18 protein-coding genes are annotated in these 21,791 nt (G+C 35.6%); 5 read left to right on the top strand and 13 right to left on the bottom strand.

Annotated features, from left to right (window positions below; all coding sequences use genetic code 11):
* Nucleotides 1-395: 395 nt before the first annotated feature.
* Nucleotides 396-527 (top strand): hypothetical protein, encoded by a 132-nt coding sequence (locus HWV59_RS27210; RefSeq protein WP_268921738.1) that lies wholly within the window; start codon nucleotides 396-398, stop codon nucleotides 525-527.
* Between the two features lie 16 nt (nucleotides 528-543).
* Here HWV59_RS27210 and HWV59_RS00980 read toward each other — a convergent pair whose 3' ends face one another.
* Nucleotides 544-1,452, bottom strand: a complete 909-nt coding sequence (locus HWV59_RS00980; RefSeq protein ID WP_175637876.1) for a nuclease-related domain-containing protein — start codon at nucleotides 1,450-1,452, stop codon at nucleotides 544-546.
* A 253-nt stretch (nucleotides 1,453-1,705) separates the two neighbouring features.
* Between HWV59_RS00980 and HWV59_RS00975 the strand changes: the two genes are divergently transcribed.
* From HWV59_RS00975 to HWV59_RS00965, 3 genes are all read left to right on the top strand, one after another.
* Nucleotides 1,706-3,163 carry a phospholipase D family protein gene (locus tag HWV59_RS00975; RefSeq protein WP_175637875.1) on the top strand — a complete coding sequence of 486 codons (1,458 nt, stop codon included), beginning with the start codon at nucleotides 1,706-1,708 and terminating at the stop codon, nucleotides 3,161-3,163.
* Nucleotides 3,164-3,334: 171 nt separating this feature from the next.
* On the top strand, nucleotides 3,335-4,603 hold the full coding sequence (locus HWV59_RS00970; RefSeq protein WP_175637874.1) for a GntP family permease: 1,269 nt from the start codon (nucleotides 3,335-3,337) through the stop codon (nucleotides 4,601-4,603).
* A 37-nt stretch (nucleotides 4,604-4,640) separates the two neighbouring features.
* Nucleotides 4,641-5,777 carry a glycerate kinase gene (locus tag HWV59_RS00965; protein WP_175637873.1) on the top strand — a complete coding sequence of 379 codons (1,137 nt, stop codon included), beginning with the start codon at nucleotides 4,641-4,643 and terminating at the stop codon, nucleotides 5,775-5,777.
* A 67-nt stretch (nucleotides 5,778-5,844) separates the two neighbouring features.
* Here the strand turns inward: HWV59_RS00965 and HWV59_RS00960 are convergent, their stop codons facing one another.
* From HWV59_RS00960 to HWV59_RS00930, 7 genes are all read right to left on the bottom strand, one after another.
* Entirely contained in the window at nucleotides 5,845-7,269 is a 1,425-nt protein-coding gene (locus HWV59_RS00960) for a PH domain-containing protein (RefSeq protein ID WP_175637872.1), read from the bottom strand.
* Nucleotides 7,253-7,783, bottom strand: coding sequence for a PH domain-containing protein (locus tag HWV59_RS00955; RefSeq protein ID WP_175637871.1), 531 nt, complete (start codon nucleotides 7,781-7,783; stop codon nucleotides 7,253-7,255). Before HWV59_RS00955 ends, HWV59_RS00960 begins: the two co-directional genes overlap by 17 nt.
* 208 nt (nucleotides 7,784-7,991) lie before the next feature.
* Nucleotides 7,992-9,578 (bottom strand): bifunctional metallophosphatase/5'-nucleotidase, encoded by a 1,587-nt coding sequence (locus tag HWV59_RS00950; RefSeq protein WP_175637870.1) that lies wholly within the window; start codon nucleotides 9,576-9,578, stop codon nucleotides 7,992-7,994.
* A gap of 153 nt (nucleotides 9,579-9,731) precedes the next feature.
* Nucleotides 9,732-10,415, bottom strand: a complete 684-nt coding sequence (locus HWV59_RS00945; protein WP_102231708.1) for a DUF4956 domain-containing protein — start codon at nucleotides 10,413-10,415, stop codon at nucleotides 9,732-9,734.
* 71 nt (nucleotides 10,416-10,486) lie between these two features.
* Nucleotides 10,487-11,185, bottom strand: coding sequence for a polyphosphate polymerase domain-containing protein (locus tag HWV59_RS00940; protein ID WP_175637869.1), 699 nt, complete (start codon nucleotides 11,183-11,185; stop codon nucleotides 10,487-10,489).
* Between the two features lie 88 nt (nucleotides 11,186-11,273).
* Nucleotides 11,274-12,587 carry a sensor histidine kinase gene (locus HWV59_RS00935; protein WP_175637868.1) on the bottom strand — a complete coding sequence of 438 codons (1,314 nt, stop codon included), beginning with the start codon at nucleotides 12,585-12,587 and terminating at the stop codon, nucleotides 11,274-11,276.
* Nucleotides 12,580-13,266, bottom strand: a complete 687-nt coding sequence (locus HWV59_RS00930; RefSeq protein ID WP_175637867.1) for a response regulator transcription factor — start codon at nucleotides 13,264-13,266, stop codon at nucleotides 12,580-12,582. Before HWV59_RS00930 ends, HWV59_RS00935 begins: the two co-directional genes overlap by 8 nt.
* A 550-nt stretch (nucleotides 13,267-13,816) precedes the next feature.
* On the opposite strand from HWV59_RS00930, the gene HWV59_RS00925 reads away from it, so the two are divergent.
* Nucleotides 13,817-15,904, top strand: coding sequence for a carbohydrate-binding domain-containing protein (locus HWV59_RS00925; protein ID WP_175637866.1), 2,088 nt, complete (start codon nucleotides 13,817-13,819; stop codon nucleotides 15,902-15,904).
* Between the two features lie 41 nt (nucleotides 15,905-15,945).
* Here the strand turns inward: HWV59_RS00925 and HWV59_RS00920 are convergent, their stop codons facing one another.
* From HWV59_RS00920 to HWV59_RS00900, 5 genes are all read right to left on the bottom strand, one after another.
* Nucleotides 15,946-16,929 (bottom strand): glycoside hydrolase family 43 protein, encoded by a 984-nt coding sequence (locus HWV59_RS00920; protein WP_102231703.1) that lies wholly within the window; start codon nucleotides 16,927-16,929, stop codon nucleotides 15,946-15,948.
* A gap of 142 nt (nucleotides 16,930-17,071) precedes the next feature.
* The gene (locus tag HWV59_RS00915) at nucleotides 17,072-19,018 is read right to left on the bottom strand and encodes an ABC transporter permease (protein WP_175637865.1); all 1,947 of its coding nucleotides are present in this window, start codon (nucleotides 19,016-19,018) and stop codon (nucleotides 17,072-17,074) included.
* Nucleotides 19,008-19,769, bottom strand: a complete 762-nt coding sequence (locus HWV59_RS00910) for an ABC transporter ATP-binding protein (protein ID WP_175637864.1) — start codon at nucleotides 19,767-19,769, stop codon at nucleotides 19,008-19,010. The genes HWV59_RS00915 and HWV59_RS00910 overlap by 11 nt, the downstream gene beginning before the upstream one ends.
* 104 nt (nucleotides 19,770-19,873) lie before the next feature.
* Nucleotides 19,874-20,878: a sensor histidine kinase gene (locus tag HWV59_RS00905; protein ID WP_175637863.1), complete on the bottom strand. Its 1,005-nt coding sequence runs from the start codon at nucleotides 20,876-20,878 to the stop codon at nucleotides 19,874-19,876.
* Complete coding sequence (locus HWV59_RS00900) at nucleotides 20,871-21,563, bottom strand: response regulator transcription factor (protein WP_102231700.1); 693 nt, start codon at nucleotides 21,561-21,563, stop codon at nucleotides 20,871-20,873. The genes HWV59_RS00905 and HWV59_RS00900 overlap by 8 nt, the downstream gene beginning before the upstream one ends.
* Nucleotides 21,564-21,791: the final 228 nt, after the last annotated feature.

Below are 21,791 nucleotides of genomic sequence, written 5' to 3'. Positions count from 1 at the left end.
AGAGACGAGCAAATAAAGGGAAATGTCTTTCATAGTGGTGATGAAAGACAGAGAGACGAGCGAAATAATGGGAAATGTCTTTCATGGTGGTGATGAAAGACAGAGGGACGAGCGAAATAAAGGGAAATGTCTTTCATGGTGGTGATGAAAGACAGAGGGACGAGCGAAATAAAGGGAAGTGTCTTTCATGGTGGTGATGAAAGACAGAGGGACGAGCGAAATAAAGGGAAATGTCTTTCATGGTGGTGATGAAAGACAGAGAGACGAGCGAAATAAAGGGAAATGTCTTTCATGGTGGTGATGAAAGACAGAGAGACGAGCGAAATAAAGGGAAGTGTCTTTCATGGTGGTGATGAAAGACAGAGGGACGAGCGAAATAAAGGGAAATGTCTTTCATGGTGGTGATGAAAGACAGAGGGACAAGCGAAATAAAGGGAAATGTCTTTCATAGTGGTGATGAAAGACAGAGAGATGGGACAATAAAAGAAAATGTCCTTCATATTTGTAATGAAGGACAAGATGCATAAAAATTAATTTATAAGATTATTCATAAAACGACCATTGTCGAGCTCCCTTGATTCCTAAGTTTCCTTTAAGGACTCTATAAATTCTCTTTTTAGAATCTATTACTTTACACCAATCCTGTATTATATTTGTTGTGATTTTCTTATCAGGAAAAAGGATCCTAAATTCCTTCACACTTCGCATAATAGCAGTTGAAACGGCTTCTTCATACCCGCATCTTTGGCACTTACAATTTCTCCTAATAATAGATAGAGAATACGAGTTACAATGTACACATGTTATTCCTTTTCTTAACTGGTTATATTCATAAGGGGGTAATAAAGTAAAAGGTGAGTCATTGATATGAAGTGAAAGCAACTTTTCAGCTAGCATTTTACGCTTTTGATCTAATTTAGTAGAGGAAAGTTTATCTAATTTCCTGAAGTAAGGGTTAAGTTGTGTTGGATAAATAAATGGTTTGTTAAGGGGGGCTTGGTATAGGGTGAATTCAGGATTTATAAAAATAACGGATGCTTCTACAGGTAAATGAAACCCAAGACTTTGAAGTAACTGACGCAACAATGATTCAGTTCTATTTAATTGTATAAGTGGATTATTTATTTCTGATTTTTGTTTCTTATAAAGTCTATCAGAGTCGTAATAAAAATCTCCTTGATAGTTCTTTACTTCATGCATATAAATAGAATCTGCTGAAATAAGTAGAGAGTCAATTTGAAACAAGGTATTGTTAAAGTTAAGTAGTAAGTCATTTAAAATAAGGCATTCACATTCTATCTTCGCTAAATACGTATCAAACATTTCTTCTCCTTCATAACCTTTTTTGAGGTTTTCATAATGAAGTTTCGTCTTGTCTGGAAAACTCATGCGCCTGTCTAGATATTCAAGAGCCAATAATTCAAGTGATTTCCTTCTTTGTTTGTAAATCATATTTCACGTCCCTTTACATGTTATTTGTATATTCAAATCTATTATAGAAAGAATCAAGTGATTATTTCTAGTTTTTTAAAAAAATAATTCTGTTTATCATTTACATAGAACTATTAGTGAACATGAATGTGATTTGTTTCACAATATAAACTCTACTGTTTTTTATATCGTTCCACGTGAAACTTTTTTATAGCAAGTGATTCCCAAAACTTGAAAAAGGGTATAGACAGGTAAAACTAAAAGAGGGATTAAGATGAATAAGAAGAAAAAGAAGTGGATAATAAGTGCCGTTATTATCATTATTATATCAGCAATCATGATTTATCACAGAGTGAAGCCTCTTCCACCTGGACTATCCTATCAAAGTAAAGTTCATACAATATCCGAGCAAGATGTGGAATTTTTATATGATCTAACTTATCAAAAAGATGAAGAAGAAGTGTATGACCACTCTATTTTTGATGAGGTATATAAAACAATTAGTGAAGCGGAGGATTTTTTAATACTCGATCTTTTCCTAGTTAACGGATATACAGATAATAAACGGTCATATCCTAAGCTAAGTGAGGAACTAAGGAAATCAATAGAAAAACAAATAAAAAAACATCCTAATTTAAAAGTAGTTTTCATTACAGATCAAATTAATACTACATATGGATCTCATGAAGCAAACCAAATCGAACCATTGGAGGATCTGGGAGTTGAAGTTGTTTATACAAACTTGGATCGGTTACGAGATCCAAATATTTTATACTCTGGCATCTGGAGAGCAACTCTGAAGTGGTTTGGACAGGAGGGCTATGGCTGGATGCCGAATCCAATGGCAAAATCTGCACCACATGTTACTGCTCGGTCTTATTTGAAATTATTAAATATAAAAGCAAACCACAGAAAAGTAGTCATCACAGAAGATGCAGGATTAATATTATCTGCCAATCCACATGATGCTAGTGGGTTTCATTCAAATATTGGCTTTAAAGTAAAAGGGGAAATTTTAAAAGATATGGTGAATGCTGAAAAAGCGATAGCTTCCTTTTCAGGAGGGAACCTACATGCATTTCCAACTAAGGCAGAATTAGATGAGGAAATTCAATCTTCTTCATCAGAAAAAGGATTATCACTGCAAGCACAGATTTTAACAGAAAGAAAGGTTCAAACTCATATTGTGAAGGCCCTAAAAGAGGCAAAAAAAGAAGATGCGGTTTGGATCGGCATGTTTTATTTGGCAGATCGAGATATCATTAAAGGTATTGAGGATGCAGCAAAACGGGGAGTGAAAATCAACATTGTGTTAGACCCAAACCAAAATGCCTTTGGACAAGAAAAAATGGGGTTGCCGAATCTCCCCATTGCAGCAGAGCTTCAAAATCTTGACTATAAAAATATTACCATTCGCTGGTATGAAACAAACAAAGAGCAATATCACTCAAAGCTTATTTATATTAAGGGACAACATAAATCGATTGTCATAGGTGGATCAAGCAATTTTACTTCCCGAAATCTTGATGACTATAATGTAGAAGAAAATATAAAAATAACAGCATCAACTGGCAGTGAATTCGTAAAATCAGTTGATCGTTATTTCAATCGAATTTGGAATAATGAAGACGGCACGTACACAGTAGATTATGAAGAGTACCAAGATCAGTTACCTGTATTTAAATATGTCATGTATATCATCCAAAAAATATTTCAGATGACTACATATTAAATGTTTGAGTGAGAATGAAGAATTTGATCATTTTAGAAGGAGTTTGGAAGTAAGAATTATAATAGTTGATAGCAGGACTTCTTTATGCGGTTTTCATCTTTTGAATTTGCTCTTGAAATTGTTAAGTGAACATTTAATACATAGATTGGGGGAGGCGAGGGAGGCATCAGCATGGATGTTTCAGTAAGCACTATAGGTGCAATAAGTGCCCTAATTATCGCCATTGTTTTAATTCTAAAAAAAGTACCACCAGCTTATGGGATGGTTGCCGGGGCTTTAATTGGAGGACTAATTGGTGGCGTTGATATTTCAAACACCGTGGACTTAATGATGGAAGGTGCAAAAGGAATTATTCCAGCAGTCTTGAGAATTATGGCTGCGGGTATCCTTGCTGGTGTTTTAATTGAATCTGGTGCAGCATCATCGATAGCAGAAACGATTGTCAAAAAGTTTGGTGAAGAACGAGCGCTCTTAGCATTAGCAGTGGCTACAATGATTTTGACAGCTGTTGGAGTATTTGTAGATGTAGCGGTTATTACTGTTGCACCGATTGCATTAGCTATTGCTAAGCGAGCACATTTTTCAAAAACAGCTATTTTACTAGCGATGATTGGCGGAGGAAAGGCAGGAAATATCATGTCACCAAACCCAAATGCAATCGCGGCATCTGAAGCATTTAATGTACCACTTACATCTATTATGGCCGCAGGAATAATCCCGGCTATTTTTGGTATTGTCATAACGTATATGTTAGCAAAAAAAGTAGCGGAAAAAGGCTCAGCGGTTATGGATCAAGATGTTGAAGTATTAGATAACACAAAAACCCCTCAATTTATCACAGCCTTGATTGCACCACTTGTCACAATTATTTTACTAGCACTACGACCTTTATTTGATATTAATATTGATCCAATGGTTGCACTACCTGTTGGAGGAATTATTGGTGCAATTGCTATGAAGAAGACACGGAAAATTAATGAGTATGCAGTTTCCGGCTTAAATAAAATGTCTGGAGTTGCAATTATGCTATTAGGAACAGGAACATTAGCTGGAATTATTACAAACTCTGAGCTAAAAGACGTTATTATCAATGGATTAAGCTCATCTGGTTTGCCGGCATATTTATTAGCACCTGTATCTGGAATTTTTATGTCTGCAGCAACAGCTTCTACTACAGCAGGTACAGCAGTAGCAAGCGGTGTTTTCAGTAGTACAATTTTAGGTTTGGGAATTTCAGCATTAGCGGGAGCAGCAATGATTCATGCAGGTGCAACGGTTCTTGATCACTTGCCACACGGAAGTTTCTTCCACGCTACAGCAGGAAGTGTCAATATGGACATAAAAGAACGTTTAAAACTAATGCCATATGAATTTTTAGTTGGATTAACTCTTGCCGTAATTTCTACTCTTGTATTTGGAGTGTTTAAGCTTTTTGGTTAACTATATGTTTCATTATAAGAAAGGAGAAAAGTAACAAATGAAAATAGTCATTGCCCCAGATTCTTTTAAAGAAAGCTTATCCGCAATGGAGGTATCGAAAGCAATAGAACGAGGCTTTCAAACTGTTTTTCCAAATGCTGATTATTATAAAATACCAATGGCTTATGGTGGAGAAGGTACAGTTCGATCATTAGTAGATGCAACAAACGGAACAATTGAAGAAAGAATTGTTACAGGTCCACTTGGAAATCCGGTTAAAGCTTTCTTTGGAGTGATGGGGGATGGAAAAACAGCAGTTATTGAAATGGCTGCTGCTTCAGGGTTGCATTTAGTTCCTATAGAACAAAGAAATCCGTTAGTAACGACAACAAGGGGCACCGGAGAGTTAATCTTAACTGCTCTTGATTTGGGAATAGAGCATATCATCATTGGAATTGGCGGAAGTGCAACGAACGATGGAGGAGCCGGGATGGTTCAAGTGTTAGGTGGTAGATTGCTAGATGGTAATGGAGACGATATTGAAGCAGGAGGCGGTGCTCTTTCGAAAATCGTATCAATTGATTTGACAGGACTTGATCAAAGACTAAAAAAAGTCAGAATTGAAGTAGCCTGTGATGTTGATAATCCGTTAACTGGACCAAGGGGTGCATCAGCTATATTTGGTCCCCAAAAAGGAGCTACACCTGAAATGGTTCAATTGCTGGATCAGAATCTGACTCATTTTGCTGATGTTGTTGAGGCGTCAACTGGGAAATCATTTCGAACGATAGAGGGTGCTGGTGCTGCCGGTGGTCTGGGAGCAAGTCTTGCAGCCTTTTTGAATGCCGAACTAAAAAGAGGAATCCAAATTGTTTTGGATGCAGTGAATTTTGCTGATGTTGTGAAGGACGCAGATCTTGTTATTACAGGTGAGGGCAAAATTGATCATCAAACTATTTATGGTAAAACCCCAATCGGCGTTGCAAAAGCAGCTAAAAAATATGGAGTGCCTGTAATTGGCATAGCCGGTTCTTTATCCCAAGGTTGTGATGTTGTATATGAGCACGGTATTGATTCCCTCTTTAGTATAGTACCAGGTGTAACAACACTTTCCGATGCGTTTGAACATGCTGCAGTTTACATGGAAATGACAGCGAGAAATATTGCAGCGACTATGAAAATTGCTAATATATGAAATGAAGAACCCAAAGGAATGGAATCCTTTGGGCTTTATGATTAGGACTTTGTTTATAGCAGCATTGTTACGATTGACCGTGATACCAATGATAAAACGTACCCACCTCTTCTTTTGATAGACCATATAGTTTACTTTCGTGCATAGGTTTTGCTCGATTAAGAAAAACAAGTGTGGCAACGTTAAATTTCCGCTGTAACCAAGAGTGTTCAACAGTAACTTGCTGTATTCGTTTATGATGTGTAACAAACGTTTCATTCACAAAACCGCCTTTTCTAATTTGTACAGTTTTGCCGTGGCGAATATAGCTTGTGAACCAATAATCAAGGATCCTTGATACAACGGATATGACAAATACAATAGCTGCTATCCATAGCCATTCCCGTTTAAAGATGGCCAATCCAATTACTGATACAATTGTTAGATAATATGGAAGAAGAAGCTTCAGCCACAATACTTTAATAGGGAATCTTTCCATACGCTCTTTAATTACATATTGAGGCAGCATGGCCTGTAAAATTTGGTATGCCTGTTGCTTAGGCATAAAAGGATATAAAGAACTTGTATCCTGATCACCATCAATCTCAGAACCACCTGCACTTATAAGCTTTACTTCAACAAAACCTAGTAAACGTTTTAGGATAGATTGTTCAACTACAACAGCTTGAACTCTATGCTTTAGTATTGAATAACTAATAACGTTTCCTATTCCTTTCTCAATAAAGATTCTATCTTTATCATCACTAATCACAAAGTTTCCGTATTTTGTAAAGGTTTTAAATAATCCAAACAAGGCAGAAAGAAGCATAGCTAAAATCAGAATAATAATAAGCATCCACCAATGAATGAGTAAGTAATCAAACGCACTCTTGGCTGTATCTTCAATGTGAAAGAGTTCTACTATATTAAAATATAATGCATTTAATAAAGGGAAAAAGGCCAAAAAGCTAAGTGAAGTAAAAGAAGCCTTAATCAAGTCCTTTTTATTTGATTGAAAATGAATAGTTCGTTCAATCAATGGTTTTTGTTCTTCATCTTTTCGATCCTTTGGTTGTTCTAACTGAAGGAGGATAAGTTTTTTTTCTTTCGCTGTAATAACGGGAAAAGTGAAGTTTGCATGTTCTCCACTTGTACCTGTTTCAAGGGTTAGGGATGTAAGTCCGAGCCATCGGTGGATAAATGTTGTGTTTAATTTATGATTATGGATACTGCTAAAAGGCACTGCACGTTGTGATTTAACAAAGACTCCTTTACGTTCTATCACAGAATTCTGAGTGACTTCATATTGACAGAACATCCACTTTAAAATGGTTCCAATAAGGGTGAAAACTGAAACAACAATAAATATGTAACGACCCCATATAACCCATATGGACGTTGAAGATGCTTTAAAAATAAATAAGAGAAGAACAATACCTATTGAACCTTTCATAAATGAAATTAAGTCTACCGCTATCATCGCAGGATGGTAACGTCTAGATGATTGATTCATGTTCTTTTTCTCCTTCATTATTCTCTTCGTCTTTTATTTTTGCAAAAGTAGCAATTTGTGCTTTTAATAGATGGGCTTCTTCAGTGGGAATAGCAGGAATAACATGATTTGAAGTTGTTGTCCCAATCTCGATGTTGTATAGCTTATGCCGGCGCATGATCGGACCTTGTTCTGTGCGTACATATTCCACTTTTTCCATAGGAATCAATGTATGCTGTAGATTCCACATTCCATGCTGTAACTGGATAAACTCTTGATCAATTTCATAACGCCAGGTGCGTTGTAAATAGATAGGCTCAATAAAAATAGAATAAACACCAGATAAAATAGCAAGCCCACCTAAACAATAAAGGAGAATACTAATCCAGCTAAACCAATCAAATAGTTCAGTGCAAATAAATAGTATCGCTATGATAGTGAGTGCAATGATATGACCGATTGTATTTGACATTCTCCAAACTTTGACAGCATTAAGAGAGATTTCTCTTTTTGGCTCGTTTATATTTAAATACATGATTTTCACCTCTATAACATATACGAGGTAGTGAGGATAATAGTTTCATAAATATATTGCGATTTATGTGTAAAGGTCATCTGTTTAAATATAAGATGGAATGTCAAAACACTGGAGCATTCAATCACAGGTTTAGAAGTAGATAAAAAGAACGATCAACATTTAATCAGATTGTGGCTCGTTCTTTTTATCTTTTAAAAATGAGGATTTAAGAAGTGATGACTTGCCAATTATGGTTCACTTCTGCGTTTACGATTTTATATTTAGAAAAGTAATTTGCGAGTATTTCTGTCATATCAAGTTGAATTTCTTTCATGATTTTTTTTCCTTTAAACATATGATAATTTCCTCCACCTGCGGCTCGATAGTTGTTCATTACAACATGATAAGTACGATCCATATGTAAAGGGTCACTATCTTTCATAAGGTGCAGAATTCTTTTGCCAACTGGTTTTGAAACGTCAATTGTATAGGAAATGCCTTCCCACATATCATAATTGTAGTGCTGAGGTTTTGGTTCTACAAACTGTGGATTAACATCAATTTGCCCTTGATCATTTAAAATAAAGTAGGTAGCTGTTTTCTCTAGAGCATCCTTGATATCTTGACCGGAAAGCTCAATAACAGCTAAAGTGTTAGGGTAAATATAATTTGACACAATTTCTCTCATGGTGACATTTGCTGAAAACCCAAGAGCTTGGTTATGAAATAAAGCTGTATTGGAAATGTCGACATTTGCGATCTCCATTTGTACACGATTGACGAATTCAATAAAAGGATGTTCCTTTGTTCGGGCTTCAAATGGATCATGTATGATCATATCACCTTGAATTTGTCCAATATACTGATCCAGCCAATGTTGAGTTGCTTCTTCATAAGGTTTATTCATTTGTGAAATTTGTTCATCCATTTCAATAGGTTTTATTGAAATAAGCGAAGGCTTCTTAGATTGGCATATCCATCCATCGGTAGATGAATGGGTAAAGTGCAGATCAATCCGTCCTAAAAACATTCCATTACAGCCGGGTTGAATAATTGTTACTCCATTGACTTCATCAGATAGGAGACGATGCTGATGTCCTGTTAGTAATATATCAATTCCTTCTACTTCCATACAAAGTTGATATGCTTGATTCTCTCCAGTCAAGGATTCGGTTGGTTCACCTGTCTTTAAATCTTTTTCAAATCCTCCGTGGTACGATACGATGAAAAGATCCGGATTTTCCTTCTCTTTAATATAGGAAATCCATCTTCCGGCACTTTTGATACTGTCCTCAAATTCCAAGTCTTTAATATGCTCGGGTTTTTCCCAATTTGGTATATAGTGTGTAGTTAATCCTAAAATGGCCACTCTAAAACCGTGTTCAAGTGTTTTTATTAGATATGGTGGTCCAAAATAAGGTTCTTTTGTATCTGAGTGAAGAATATTGGCAGAAAGAAACGGAAACTTTGCTTCTTGTATGGCCTGTTGTAGAATGGGTAGTCCATAGTTGAATTCATGATTACCAATAATAGCAGCATCATATTGTAACTCGTTAAACGTTTGGATCATTGGATTTGGGAGATGGTTCATTTGACGTACATAATGATAGGCTAAAGGAGTTCCTTGCATACTGTCTCCATTATCTATGAGAATTATATTTTTTTCTTTTTTTTGTATTTGTTTAATAGATGTTGCGATCTTTGCAAGACCTGATGGATCAAATTCATTAGTGCCATATGATATGGGGAAGATGTGACCATGCAAGTCACTTGTTTCTAAGATTGTAATCGATATGGTTTTTTGCTCTTCCACAGGATATCCCCCTTTAAAATAGAATGAACAATATTAAAAAAAGCTGACTTAATGAGGATAATATACCATTAAGTCAGCTTACGATAAATATTTTTATAACGGATAGATTAATAATCATCTGTCATTAGTTTACTGAAAGGCCACTTATTGCAACTAAGCTGTAAAATTACCATCATAGCTTAACATCACAGCTGATTTTACTGTATCCATATCAGATATATTATTGATAAATCCCATATCTACATCTTTGACGCGTATTTCATATGTTACTTCATAGTCATTGCCGGGCATAACAGATTTAGATTTTACCGAGTACTTTCTTGAACTCTCAGATACAACATGTTCTATTGAGTTTTCAACCGAAATGTCACTATATTTCACAATTAATAAATAAGGATTTTCAACCTTAATTTTGTTAATAAAAATGATGAGCACAGCTCCGATTAGAATGGATCCAATGACAACAAGAGGGATAAAGCCTGCACCGCATAAAATACCTGAAACGATTGCCCAGAAAATATAGACAATATCCATCGGATCTTTAATCGGTGTGCGGAAACGAACAATTGATAGTGCACCAACCATACCAAGTGATAACAGGACATTTGAAGAAATTCCCATAATAATTAAAGCTGTTGCCATTGACATGATGATAAGTGAAATATTAAAAGTGTGTGAGTAAATAACACCTGAAAAAGTTTTCTTATATACAAAGTAGATAAATAATCCTACTAGAAAAGCTACTAATAACCCGATTAGGGAATCTACAATTGAAAAGCTGCTTGTTTTTTCTAAAATACTTGATTTGAAAATATCATTAAAAGATACATTCTCCATGTTTATTTCCTCCAAAATATTATTTTTATATATTAACTTGCTAACAGATAGTTAAGATAGTTAAACTTTTCCTAGCCATACATGCGACTAATTTGATACTTTGAGTAAGCGCCGGCTCTTAAGTTGTTGACTTGTAATAGTTGTTTAATAACTAATGGCAGAAATTCATCATATTTTACTTCAAGTACAACAATATCAGGGTCTGTGTCAATCATTGATAGGTTCAGATTTAGTACATCATTATTTCGAAAGCTTGTTCGAATCGAGCTATCGAAGGTAATTCGAACATTGCCATATTTATAGATAAAGACCTCTCTTTCATAGTCTACGACTGTCATTGGTTTTAGCTGAGAAAGGTTCATTTGATAATATAAATCCTGGATGAGAGGTCGTTGATCAGTTTCCATCCATGATATATTTCCAGACCTTATCTGTTCATATTCATCAGAAGTGATACGACATTTTTGTTTATATGTTAAGTTATTTCGTTTGCTCTTTTTTTCTAAATTCAGATATGAGGTGTTAAAGTCATATAATCTAACCCGAAATTTATCACGTTCGTAGTAGCCCTCTTTTTTTTGATTTAATACTTTATTTTCAAAGTTATCAAAGTAAACACTGCGAATAAAATACTTCCCATCATTCTTGGCATGAGGATCTACTTCCATATAGTGTTTTAGTTTATTTCGAAGTAAAAATACTTCCATTTTGGTCATTTCATGTTTTAGTTCACGTCTACCCTTTGAGCCGTTTAGGGTCATAGCCTTCATCCTTTTTCTCTCCTTTTTTGTCTCAACTTCTGTGTTCACATTATTAAGGATGAACCTTAAACAAACCTTAAAAGATAAAAAAAGAAGATTACAATTTTGTAATCTCCTTTTTAGGTAGCTTCACTTTAAATGTTGTTCCTTTATGCTGGTTTTCATGAACGGTAATTGTGCCGTTATGCTTTGTCACGATCCAATGCGCGATAGAAAGCCCTAAACCGGTACCACCTGTGTCACGGGAGCGGGCACGATCTTCACGATAGAAGCGATCAAAAATGTATTTCATGTTTTGCTTTTTAATCCCAATGCCGGTATCTGTTACTTCAAGGACGATTTTATTGTCTTCTATATAGGTTTTTACACCAATACTATCTTGTTCCACCGTGTATTTTAATGCATTATCAAGCAAAATAACTAAAAGCTGATGAAGTCGTTGTTCGTCGGCTTCTGTGTTAATTTTGCTATTCAGTTTTAACCAAAGATGCTTTTCCTGTGATTCAGCAATGTCTATATAGGGTGAACAAACATTACTAACAAAGCGGTCTACATCTATCACTTTCTTAACGAGCTGTGTCTCAGCTGAATCAGCTCTTGCCAGCGTTAATAAGTCAGAAGTAAGTTTCGATAATCTCCTTGTTTCTGAGAGACTTAGAGCAATGTTTTCAAACTTGTTCATAATTTTTTCCTGAGGTTCGGTGAGCAATAGCTCTAATTTATTTTGGATAATCGTCAATGGTGTTCGCAGTTCATGTGATGCATTTTCGACAAATTCTGTTTGCTTGTTCCAGGATTGAATAATAGGCTTCATCATTCTTTTTGATAAGACGTAACTGGCAGAGATCGATAGAATAATAAAGACAGAGGAACAGAGAATTATGAGATTTCCAAAGTTATGGATGATTGTTTGTTCTGCATCCGTGTTGATGAAAAGTTGAACATACTCGACATCATCATTAGCGTTTGTGTCTTTGAAAACAATGTATCGAAAATCATATAAATCATTCAACGTTATATTTGTAATTACATCTACATTTTGAGTATCTAATTCATAGTCTTGTAAATAATTTTCATATAAAGAGGTCCCAATTTGATCTTGGTTGATAATTTCTCCATTTTTATTCCAATTCACCATCATAATTCGCGGGTTAGGAAAGTTTCTTTTTCTTTCCTCAGGCGGAGTGTTACGGTTTAAACTGTCGTTATGCTTAGGAGTATTTAAAGGTCCTTCATCATCCTGCATCATCGCTTTAAATTGCAATAATTCTTCATCCGTTTTGGTGAATAGAGTTGTTTGAACTTGTCCGTAGATAATGAAGCCAAAGATAGTAAAAATAACAGTAAAAGCTATAAGGTTGAGAACCATAAAGTTAAGCTGTTCTTTTCGAAAAACCTTTTGCTTAAACATGGCCTTCACCGTTCTCTGTCAGCATATAACCCAGCCCACGGAAGGTTTTAATGTATTGATCATAGCCAAATTTTTTTAAGGATTTACGAACATTACTGCAATAAACCTCAACAACAGTTGTGGAGGTATCAGATTCAAATCCCCATATTCGATCAAAAATTTGTTCTTTTGTGAGGATAGTGTTTTTGTTATTGATTAAATATTCCAGTAGATCAAATTGTTTTCCGTTTAATTTAACGATCTCGTCTCCAATATAGGCTGTTTTATTTTTAAGATTCATATTTAATTCTTTGAATGAAATGACATGTTCCTTTAAATCTCCACCAGATCTTCTGACGATGGCCTCTAAACGTAAAAGTAATTCTTCCCGATGAAAGGGTTTAACGATATAATCATCAGCTCCTACTTTAAAGCCTTGGATTTTATCATCAATGCCATCCTTTGCTGTCAGCATGATTACAGGGGTTTTAATTTGCTTTTTCCTTAGTTCTTGAAGTACTTCATAACCGTTCATATTAGGGAGCATGATATCTAATATGATACAGTCAAAAATATTTTGCTCTGCTAAATAAAGTCCTTCCTCACCATCAAAAGCCTGTTCTGCTTCAAACGTTTCTTGTGTTGTTTCTTTAATTGTTTCAGAGAGATATTTGTCATCTTCTATGATTAATAGTTTCATTTTGGTCACCTTCAATCGATTTAATGTCTTTTTAAATGGTTGTAACGCTGTTTTCGCATACTTTGTTGTTTTCGATGAAATTAAAGGTTAAAAATTAGTCCGTTTCATTGCGCTGCAGTCACTCGCTTTCCGCGGGGAGGAAGCTGAGCCTCCTCGTCTTCGCCTGCGGGGTCTCAGTCTTTCCTCACTTCCCGCAGGAGTCGAGTGTCTTCCGCTCCATTCCACTATAGAGTTACTACAGTGTTTTATAAGCCACAATCCTTGCGAAAATCTGCCTCTGCGGGGTTTCACCTGTCACGCTGCTCCCACAGGAGTCTCGCAATCTTCCGCTGCAATCAACTAAATAGTTTTATGCAAAGAAGGACCTTAAAATCACAACCTATTAGAAAAGAGTCTTCATAAAAACTAAGAATAGAATAGATTATAGATCTAAATTTAGTAAAAATGCAAAATTTTTTAAAAAGATATTTTTAAGGTTTTATTAAGGTTTGTACTTAATAATGTATCTCACAAGGGTACAACCCGTATAGAGAAAAAGGAGATGAAGGGTATGATGAAAAGATCAGCTTATTACAAAATAGCCGCAACGTTATTAAGTACAACCATGTTATTTGCATGTTCGAATAATGATTCAACAACTACATCCAGTGAGACAAGTGCAGAGACAGCGGGTGTCGGTAAGTTAGTTAATACAGATGTAAGCAATCTAGTAAGTAAGGCAGTTTCCTATCAAGAAGACAGTTATACTCAATGGAAAAATGAAAATCCAACATACATTGAGTTGAATGGAACAGAGGCAACCTTTGATTCTTCTGCCGCTGTTCTTTTCAAAAATAATGTGTTAACAATCAAAACAGGTGGCACATATGTCTTAAGTGGTCAATTGGATAATGGTCAAGTTGTAGTTGACGCGGAAGATAAAAATACAGTGAAACTGATTTTAAATGGAGTGGACATTCAATCTTCAACAAGCTCAGCCATTAATGTGGTGAATGCAGAAAAAACAACGATCTCACTTGTTGAAGGGACCGAAAATAATATAAGTGATGGAAAGCAGTATGTTTATGAGGATTCGTCTGAGGATGAGCCTAATGCAGCCATTTTTAGTAAAGATGATCTTACAATCAATGGAACAGGGACATTAATTGTCCAAGGAAACTATAATAATGGAATTGCAAGTAAAGATAAGTTGAAAATTACAAGTGGAAACATTGAAGTCCATGCTGTTGATGATGGGATCATGGGACGAGATCTTGTTGCTGTGAAAGAAGGAACAATTAAGATTGAAGCTGGTGGAGATGGAATTAAATCTACAAATGATGAAGATACATCAAAAGGTGTCATCGCACTTGAAGGTGGAACGTTTGATATAACATCTGGAAACGATGGGATTCAATCGATTGCATCGTTATGGATAACGGATGGCTCTTATACAATTAAATCAGGGGAAGGAAGCCCTGACACGATAAATAATCATGAAGAAAGAATGCCAGGACAAGAAAATAGTACAGCTGCTACAACGACGACAACAGAATCTGAAAGCTATAAAGGATTAAAAGCCTCTGTTGATATTGCAGTAGGAGGAGGAAGCTTTAAGATTGATTCAGAGGACGATGCTGTACACAGTAATCAACATGTTACGCTAGCAGGCGGGGAATTTATGATCTCAACCGGTGATGACGGGATTCACGCTGATTCATCCGTTGTCACAACGGGAGGTAATATAAATATCACCAAAAGCTATGAAGGAATTGAAGGAAAAAACGTTACAATTGAAGACGGAGAAATTCAACTTACATCTACTGATGACGGAATTAATGTTGCCGGAGGAAATGATGCTTCAGGTATGGATATGCCGACAACTGCTACTGAAGGAACAGGTTCATTACAAATAAATGGCGGCTATATTTCTGTAAATGCACAAGGTGATGGACTGGATTCCAATGGCTCAATTTCCATGACAGATGGTGTTGTAATCGTAAATGGACCAACAGAAAATATGAATGGTCAGCTGGATTACGATAGTAGTTTTAACATAACTGGTGGTTTCATCGTAGCAGTCGGAAGCTCTGGAATGAGCCAAGCTCATTCTGAAGATTCATCACAAGCTGGTGTTTTAATGACTTATCCTGAAATACAAACAGCTGGTACAATGATTCATTTAGAAGATAGTGAAGGAAAAAATATAGTAAGCTTTACTCCTGCTAAAGACTATCAATCGGTTTTTATTAGTTCACCTGAATTAACTAAGGATGCTTCTTATACTCTTTATTCAGGGGGAACGTCTACAGCAGAGGAAGCGGATGGACTATACACAGATGGCGGTGTAGAAGGTGGAACAAAGGTGGTTGACTTTACGGTCTCTGAAACTGTTACATGGTTAAATGAGTCTGGTGTAACAGAAGCAGCAGCTAATAGACCTGGAGGCGGTGTTGGAGCACCTGGTGGTGATCAAGCCCGACCCGATATGGGAAATCGTGTGGATATGTTTTCTGACTTAGACGAAGAGACAAGACAAAAGGTTCAGGAAATTATAGAGCAACAAAGAAATGGTACACTCACACAAGAAGAAGCGCAGGAACAATTAGCAGAGCTTGGTGTAGAAATGCCGCAAAGAGGAACACCACCACAGCAATAAAACAAAGTAGAGTAGAGGTAATAAAACCTCTACTCTTTTGTTTATCCTTTATAAGGTTCGATTGTCTGAATTGTACCATCCTCATTATATGTGAGCTCTGTATACTTAACACTGCGTTTATGGTTCACTCCATCAGATAATGAGCAGTCATGATAAAATAAATACCACTTATCTTTAAATTGAACAATGGAATGATGAGTAGTCCAGCCAATAACAGGAGTAAGAATTCTTCCTTTATAGACGAAAGGACCTTGTGGACTTTTGCTTATGGCATACACAATATAATGAGTTGTCCCTGTTGAGTAAGAGAGATAGTAGTAGCCATTATATTTATGGACCCAAGCCCCTTCAAAGAATCTTCTATCCTCATCACCAGCTAGAATTGGCTGTCCACTTTCATCAATAATTGAGATTTCTTGAGGTTTCCCTTTAAAGGAAAGCATATCATCTGTTAATTCAGCTACAATTGGTCCTAGTGCAGGTTCATCTGCAGCAGGTTCTTGGCCATTTGGATCAAATGTTCCTGTTTTCCACTTTTCAAGCTGTCCTCCCCAAAGGCCGCCAAAATAAACATAAGCCTTGTTGTCGTCATCAACTAAAACAGCAGGATCAATACTAAAGCTGCCAGGTATGTAGTTTTCTTGCGGTGTGAAAGGACCTGCAGGATTATTGCTTGTTGCTACACCAAGCCTGAAGATTTCATCATGGTCCCGTGCTGGGAAAAATAAATAATAGGTGCTATTTTTATAAGCAGCATCAGGTGCCCAAAGCTGTTTTTTTGCCCATGGAATATCTTTTAGGTGAAGAACCTCACCATGATCGATACATGGAGAGTCAAAATCTTCCATTGATAGGACATGGTAATCTTCCATTGCATACTGATCCCCATTGTCATTAGAAGGTCCATCATGATCAAGATCATGAGAAGGATAAATATAAAGCTTCCCTTCAAATACATGTGCTGACGGATCTGCTGTAAAAATATGTTCTACAATTGGTTTGTTTGGCTTTGTTTTCGTTTCCATCATTATTACCCCTTATTTAGAAAGAATAGTAAGCGCTTAACATATCTATTATACCAGTATCTTTCTAGTAGGGTGGGAACAAAATCTGTTATTTTACTAGTTTTTTCAAAATAAAAAAGAGGACAGTGTCCCCTTTATCATCTTACAAAGCGCTCTTAATGACATTTTTATCATACATAACCGATAGAACAGCAAAGATTGAATATAAAACGGTATAAAGCCCCATAACAATTAACATTGGTGTCCAAACCTCTGTTCCGAATAAAAACCAGCCGGATTGTACAGCAAAGTAGCTATGCAGAAGACCAATTGTTAGTGGAATACCGAAGTTATAAACCTGCTTTACTTGAATCCCTTTTAATAGATCAGTTTGGGTAAAGCCAAGCTTTCGCAAGATGGTATAATTCGGTTTTTCATCTTCACTCTCATCCATCTGCTTAAAGTAAAGGATACATCCGGATGTGATGAGGAAGGTTAAACCTAAGAACCCAACGATAAACATAATAAGACCCATTTGATTTTTCTGATTGTTACTCATATTAAGCTGTGAATCATGAAATGAACTTTCATGAAAGCCCAATTCTATAAAGATGTTGTTTGCTTCTTGAACTTCATCCTTATTCCGTAAACTAATTCCAATATATAGATTTGATTCAGTTTGTATATCTTTTACAAGGTCTTTTTCCATACGTTGAAACGTAGATTTATCAACGATGGCAACTGGTATTCCACCGCTTGTAAAGTACCAGGAAATAGGATAGTCCTTCTCTAGCCCTAAGTAATATTGTTCAATTTTTTCCTTATTTCCAACAAAAGATATGTCACCAGAGTTTTTAAAGCCCATAAATGTTTGAAGAAGATCATTATATCCTGTAAAGATCGTTTCATCTGCTGAAACATCAATACCTTCAATATGTTCATCACTAACAACTGGCATTTGCATGGAGTTTGGATCCGTATTTAATCCTTCAAGCTTCGTATTCATGATATTTTCCACATTTACATTTGCTTGGAGTACAGGGATGATTGCTTCCTCATAATCTATATTTTGTTCTGCTAATTTTTGTTTAAATTGCTCTGCATCTTTTTCAATTGTAAAAGAAAAATCATCAGGAACATTATTAATAGCCAGCTGCTCTGCTGAATAATACGAAATATAACTTAGCGATAATAATCCGATTGCAAGGGCGGACACGGTTGTAATGATTGTTAATAGCATGGCATTCGATTTCATACGAAACATTATAGAAGAAAGAGACAACACTTCATGGATATTAAGGTATCCTTGCTTATTCTTGCGTATGACATTGGCAATAAAACGAACAGAGCCTTTGTAAAACAAGTATGTTCCAACAATAACTGAACCAAGAATAAACACCATAGCTAAAAACAAAGTATTCATTGATGTAAAATCTCCACTGAATAATTTCGAAGAGACATAATAGCCTGAGATAATAAGTGTCAATCCAAGAACACCAATTAGAATTTCTACTACAGAGATCTTTTTTACTTTTCCTTCAGTTGAAGACTTCACTCTAAAGAGGGATAAAATACTCTGTTTCTTTATAAAAACGAAGTTCATTGCCATAATGACAAGATAAATCGCACTAAACACAATAATTGTTTGGATAAAGGCCTGAGTTGAAAAGCGAAGGGTAGCGACGCTTTCTACGGCAGTAACTTTAAACAAAATGAGTGTAATCAGTTTTGAAAAAGAAAACCCAATAAATATTCCAATTAGTAACGAACTAAAGTATAAGATAATATTTTCCATACTCAAAATACGAAAGATTTCATGTTTGGTCATTCCAATTAATTGAAATAATCCAATTTCTTTACTTCTTCTTTTAATAAAGATAGTGTTTGCATACAGGAGAAAAACACCGACTATGACAACAAGTAAAATAGAAGCTGCTCTAATTGCTGCTCCACCTTTAATCGATCCTTTTGCAGCATCCATTGCAGGGTCATACTGTAACGTAACAAATGCAAAATAAAGGGCAACAGTGAAGATTAAGGCAAATGCATAAAGAGAATAGTTTTTAATGTTTTTCTTTAAGTTTCGGATTATCAGTTGATTAGTGCTCATATTGCACACCGCCTAGAACACCTTGGGTTTTAATAATGTCTTTAAGAAAATCTTTTCTTTCCTGGACACCTTTATGCAATTGGGTATATACTTGGCCATCCTTAATAAAGATAACCCGGTGACAAAAGCTTGCTGCAGTTGGATCATGTGTTACCATAACGATCGTTGATTTACGCTTTTGATTTAACTCGCTTAACTTTTGCAATAAATCTGAAGCTGACTTTGAATCAAGTGCACCAGTTGGCTCATCAGCAAAAATAATACTAGGCTCGTGAACAAATGCCCTTGCTGCAGATGTACGTTGTTTTTGTCCACCAGAGATTTCATTAGGATACTTGTTTTGCAACTCATATATTCCCAGTTGTGAAGCTAAGGCTTCAAATTGTTCATTTGCCTCTTTTTGGGGCGTTTTTGTAATAGATAGAGGCAATAATATATTTTCCTTCACTGTTAAAGTGTCCAGCAAATTATAGTCTTGAAATATAAATCCTAAGTGATGCTTTCGAAACTGGGCTAATTCTTTCTCTTTCATCCTTGTCATTTCTTTTCCTTGTATTAAAATTGTGCCTTCGCTCACACGATCAATCGATGAAAGAACATTAAGTAAGGTTGTTTTCCCAGAGCCCGAAGCACCCATGATGCTAACAAATTCTCCTTCTTCAATACTGATATCAATCCCTTTTAACACTTCCTGCTTATTGAACTTATTTCCAAAGCTTTTATGAATTTTCGTCGCTTCTAATACTTTCAATGTAAAAACTCCTTATCTTCAATATGATAATTTCATTATAAAAAGGGAGAGAGATCATTTCCTTCGATTAGGCTAACAAAATAAAAAAGCATGTGACAATGTTGTCACATGCCCATCACATCTATAAATTCATTTCTCTTTGAAAAGATCAATGTAAAGGTTGTTCCAACATGGAAGGTTGACTCTACTTCAATATGGATATGCAAAGATTCAGCCACCTTTTTAGCTAAATATAAACCCATTCCGGTAGAAGATTGATCTGTATGATTAGTCGTAGAAGTGAAGCCTTTATCAAATATACGTGGCAGATCTTTTGGATCAATGCCTCGTCCGGAATCAGATAGTTGGAGTATAACTTGGTTGTTTGTTTTTAAACTTTTCAAGGTAATATCTGAGTCCTCACTATACTTTACCGCGTTTGTTAAAAGCTGTCTCAGGATAAATGCGAGCCACTTTGGATCTGTTAACACTTCCGTTATGTCCAATTGCAAGTCAAATCCAATCCCTTTTTGTATACACCAGGATTGTAATAGTTTAATTTCGTCAAAGAGCAATTGCTCTAAATCAGTTTTTTCTATATGTAAATCATTTTCCATAAAACGAATTCTCTTTTGATGAAGCTGTTGATCCAGTAATAAGTGAATTCGAAGCCACTCATACGTTAAACCTGACTTAAGTTTTTGATCTTCAACTCTCTCAATGATTAAATGCATAGCTGTTAAAGGTGTTTTGACTTCATGAATCCATGATAGCAGCTCGTCTTTTTCCTGCTCAAGAATTGTTTTGTTTTGAGAAGCTAAGCGTTTTAACCTCTCTGTTTGTTCGGTGCTACTTGTCGCAATGATCTCCTCAAATGGAGTTTCAGGTTTGGTTAAATCTGTTGAATCAAAATTATTTTCTCGTTCTTTTAACAATTTATAAAACTTCGTTTCCTTGTTGTACCTAAGAATGAGAAAAATGAAAAAGAGTAACGTCATAATAAAGACAATATATAGGATTGGTTTAAGTGGTAATAAAGGATCGAGATAAGCAACTAATAGGATAAGAAGCTGTGTTGCAAAAATGAATAAAATCCAACTAAGTCTCTCTAATAAAAACTCTTTAATCATATATATCCTCTTCAATTGCACGATATCCTTGTCCTACTTTTGTTTCTATATATTGTCCTAATCCGATCTCATCCAATCGTTTTCGAAGTCGATTGACATTAACGGTTAGTGTATTATCACTTACAAATCGTTTATCATCCCATAAGCTGTTAATGATATTTTCACGGCTGACAATATTGTTTTTTTGTTGAATTAGCTGCTTTAAAATAAACATTTCATTCCTAGTTAATTCAATTTTACCAGCGTCATTAAATACTGTATTTTTCTCGAAATCAACTGTAGCATTACACCATGTTTTCATATTTGTTTGTTCTGTACTGTAGTCATACACTCGGCGTAAGATGGCTTGAATTTTAGCAATAAGAACATCAAAATGAAAAGGCTTTTGAACAAAATCATCTGCTCCAAGCTGCATCGACATCACCATATCAGTCGGATGGTCCCGCGATGATAAAAAGATAATGGGAACTTTTGAAACATTGCGTATCAATCGGCACCAATGAAATCCATCAAACTTAGGTAATTGAATATCAATAATGACAAGGTCTGGATTATAATCGGTGAATTCCTGCATGACCTTGTTAAAATTACTAATTCCTTCCACATCATATGACCACCCGGCTAATCGCTCTTTAACCTCATGAAATAATGATCGATCATCCTCAATCAATAGTATTTTAAACAATGATTTCACCACACTGACATAATTTTATCCGTTAGGTTAAGTTTATAGCAAAAAATTCCTTTTTACTATCAAATAATTGGGATGATGATTTTACAAGCAATGAAGAATGAGTTGTCTATTTGATGAAAGACAAAGAAGCGTGCATTTAAAGGAGAAAAGTCTTTCATAAAGGTGATGAAGGACAAAGAAGCGAGTATTTAAAGGAGGGAAGTCTTTCATAAAGGTGAT

It is taken from the genome of Metabacillus schmidteae (assembly GCF_903166545.1).
Taxonomy (GTDB): domain Bacteria; phylum Bacillota; class Bacilli; order Bacillales; family Bacillaceae; genus Metabacillus; species Metabacillus schmidteae.
Note: the sequence above shows the minus strand (reverse complement) of the source record. Positions and strands in the feature narration are given on the sequence as shown.

What these genes read in the sequence shown, in the direction of transcription:
- HWV59_RS27210 (WP_268921738.1), top strand. Translation starts at nt 396, where the DNA reads ATGGTGGTGATGAAAGACAGAGGGACAAGCGAAATAAAGGGAAATGTC.
- HWV59_RS00980 (WP_175637876.1), bottom strand. Translation starts at nt 1,452, where the DNA reads ATGATTTACAAACAAAGAAGGAAATCACTTGAATTATTGGCTCTTGAA.
- HWV59_RS00975 (WP_175637875.1), top strand. Translation starts at nt 1,706, where the DNA reads ATGAATAAGAAGAAAAAGAAGTGGATAATAAGTGCCGTTATTATCATT.
- HWV59_RS00970 (WP_175637874.1), top strand. Translation starts at nt 3,335, where the DNA reads ATGGATGTTTCAGTAAGCACTATAGGTGCAATAAGTGCCCTAATTATC.
- HWV59_RS00965 (WP_175637873.1), top strand. Translation starts at nt 4,641, where the DNA reads ATGAAAATAGTCATTGCCCCAGATTCTTTTAAAGAAAGCTTATCCGCA.
- HWV59_RS00960 (WP_175637872.1), bottom strand. Translation starts at nt 7,269, where the DNA reads ATGAATCAATCATCTAGACGTTACCATCCTGCGATGATAGCGGTAGAC.
- HWV59_RS00955 (WP_175637871.1), bottom strand. Translation starts at nt 7,783, where the DNA reads ATGTATTTAAATATAAACGAGCCAAAAAGAGAAATCTCTCTTAATGCT.
- HWV59_RS00945 (WP_102231708.1), bottom strand. Translation starts at nt 10,415, where the DNA reads ATGGAGAATGTATCTTTTAATGATATTTTCAAATCAAGTATTTTAGAA.
- HWV59_RS00940 (WP_175637869.1), bottom strand. Translation starts at nt 11,185, where the DNA reads ATGAAGGCTATGACCCTAAACGGCTCAAAGGGTAGACGTGAACTAAAA.
- HWV59_RS00935 (WP_175637868.1), bottom strand. Translation starts at nt 12,587, where the DNA reads ATGTTTAAGCAAAAGGTTTTTCGAAAAGAACAGCTTAACTTTATGGTT.
- HWV59_RS00930 (WP_175637867.1), bottom strand. Translation starts at nt 13,266, where the DNA reads ATGAAACTATTAATCATAGAAGATGACAAATATCTCTCTGAAACAATT.
- HWV59_RS00925 (WP_175637866.1), top strand. Translation starts at nt 13,817, where the DNA reads ATGATGAAAAGATCAGCTTATTACAAAATAGCCGCAACGTTATTAAGT.
- HWV59_RS00920 (WP_102231703.1), bottom strand. Translation starts at nt 16,929, where the DNA reads ATGGAAACGAAAACAAAGCCAAACAAACCAATTGTAGAACATATTTTT.
- HWV59_RS00915 (WP_175637865.1), bottom strand. Translation starts at nt 19,018, where the DNA reads ATGAGCACTAATCAACTGATAATCCGAAACTTAAAGAAAAACATTAAA.
- HWV59_RS00905 (WP_175637863.1), bottom strand. Translation starts at nt 20,878, where the DNA reads ATGATTAAAGAGTTTTTATTAGAGAGACTTAGTTGGATTTTATTCATT.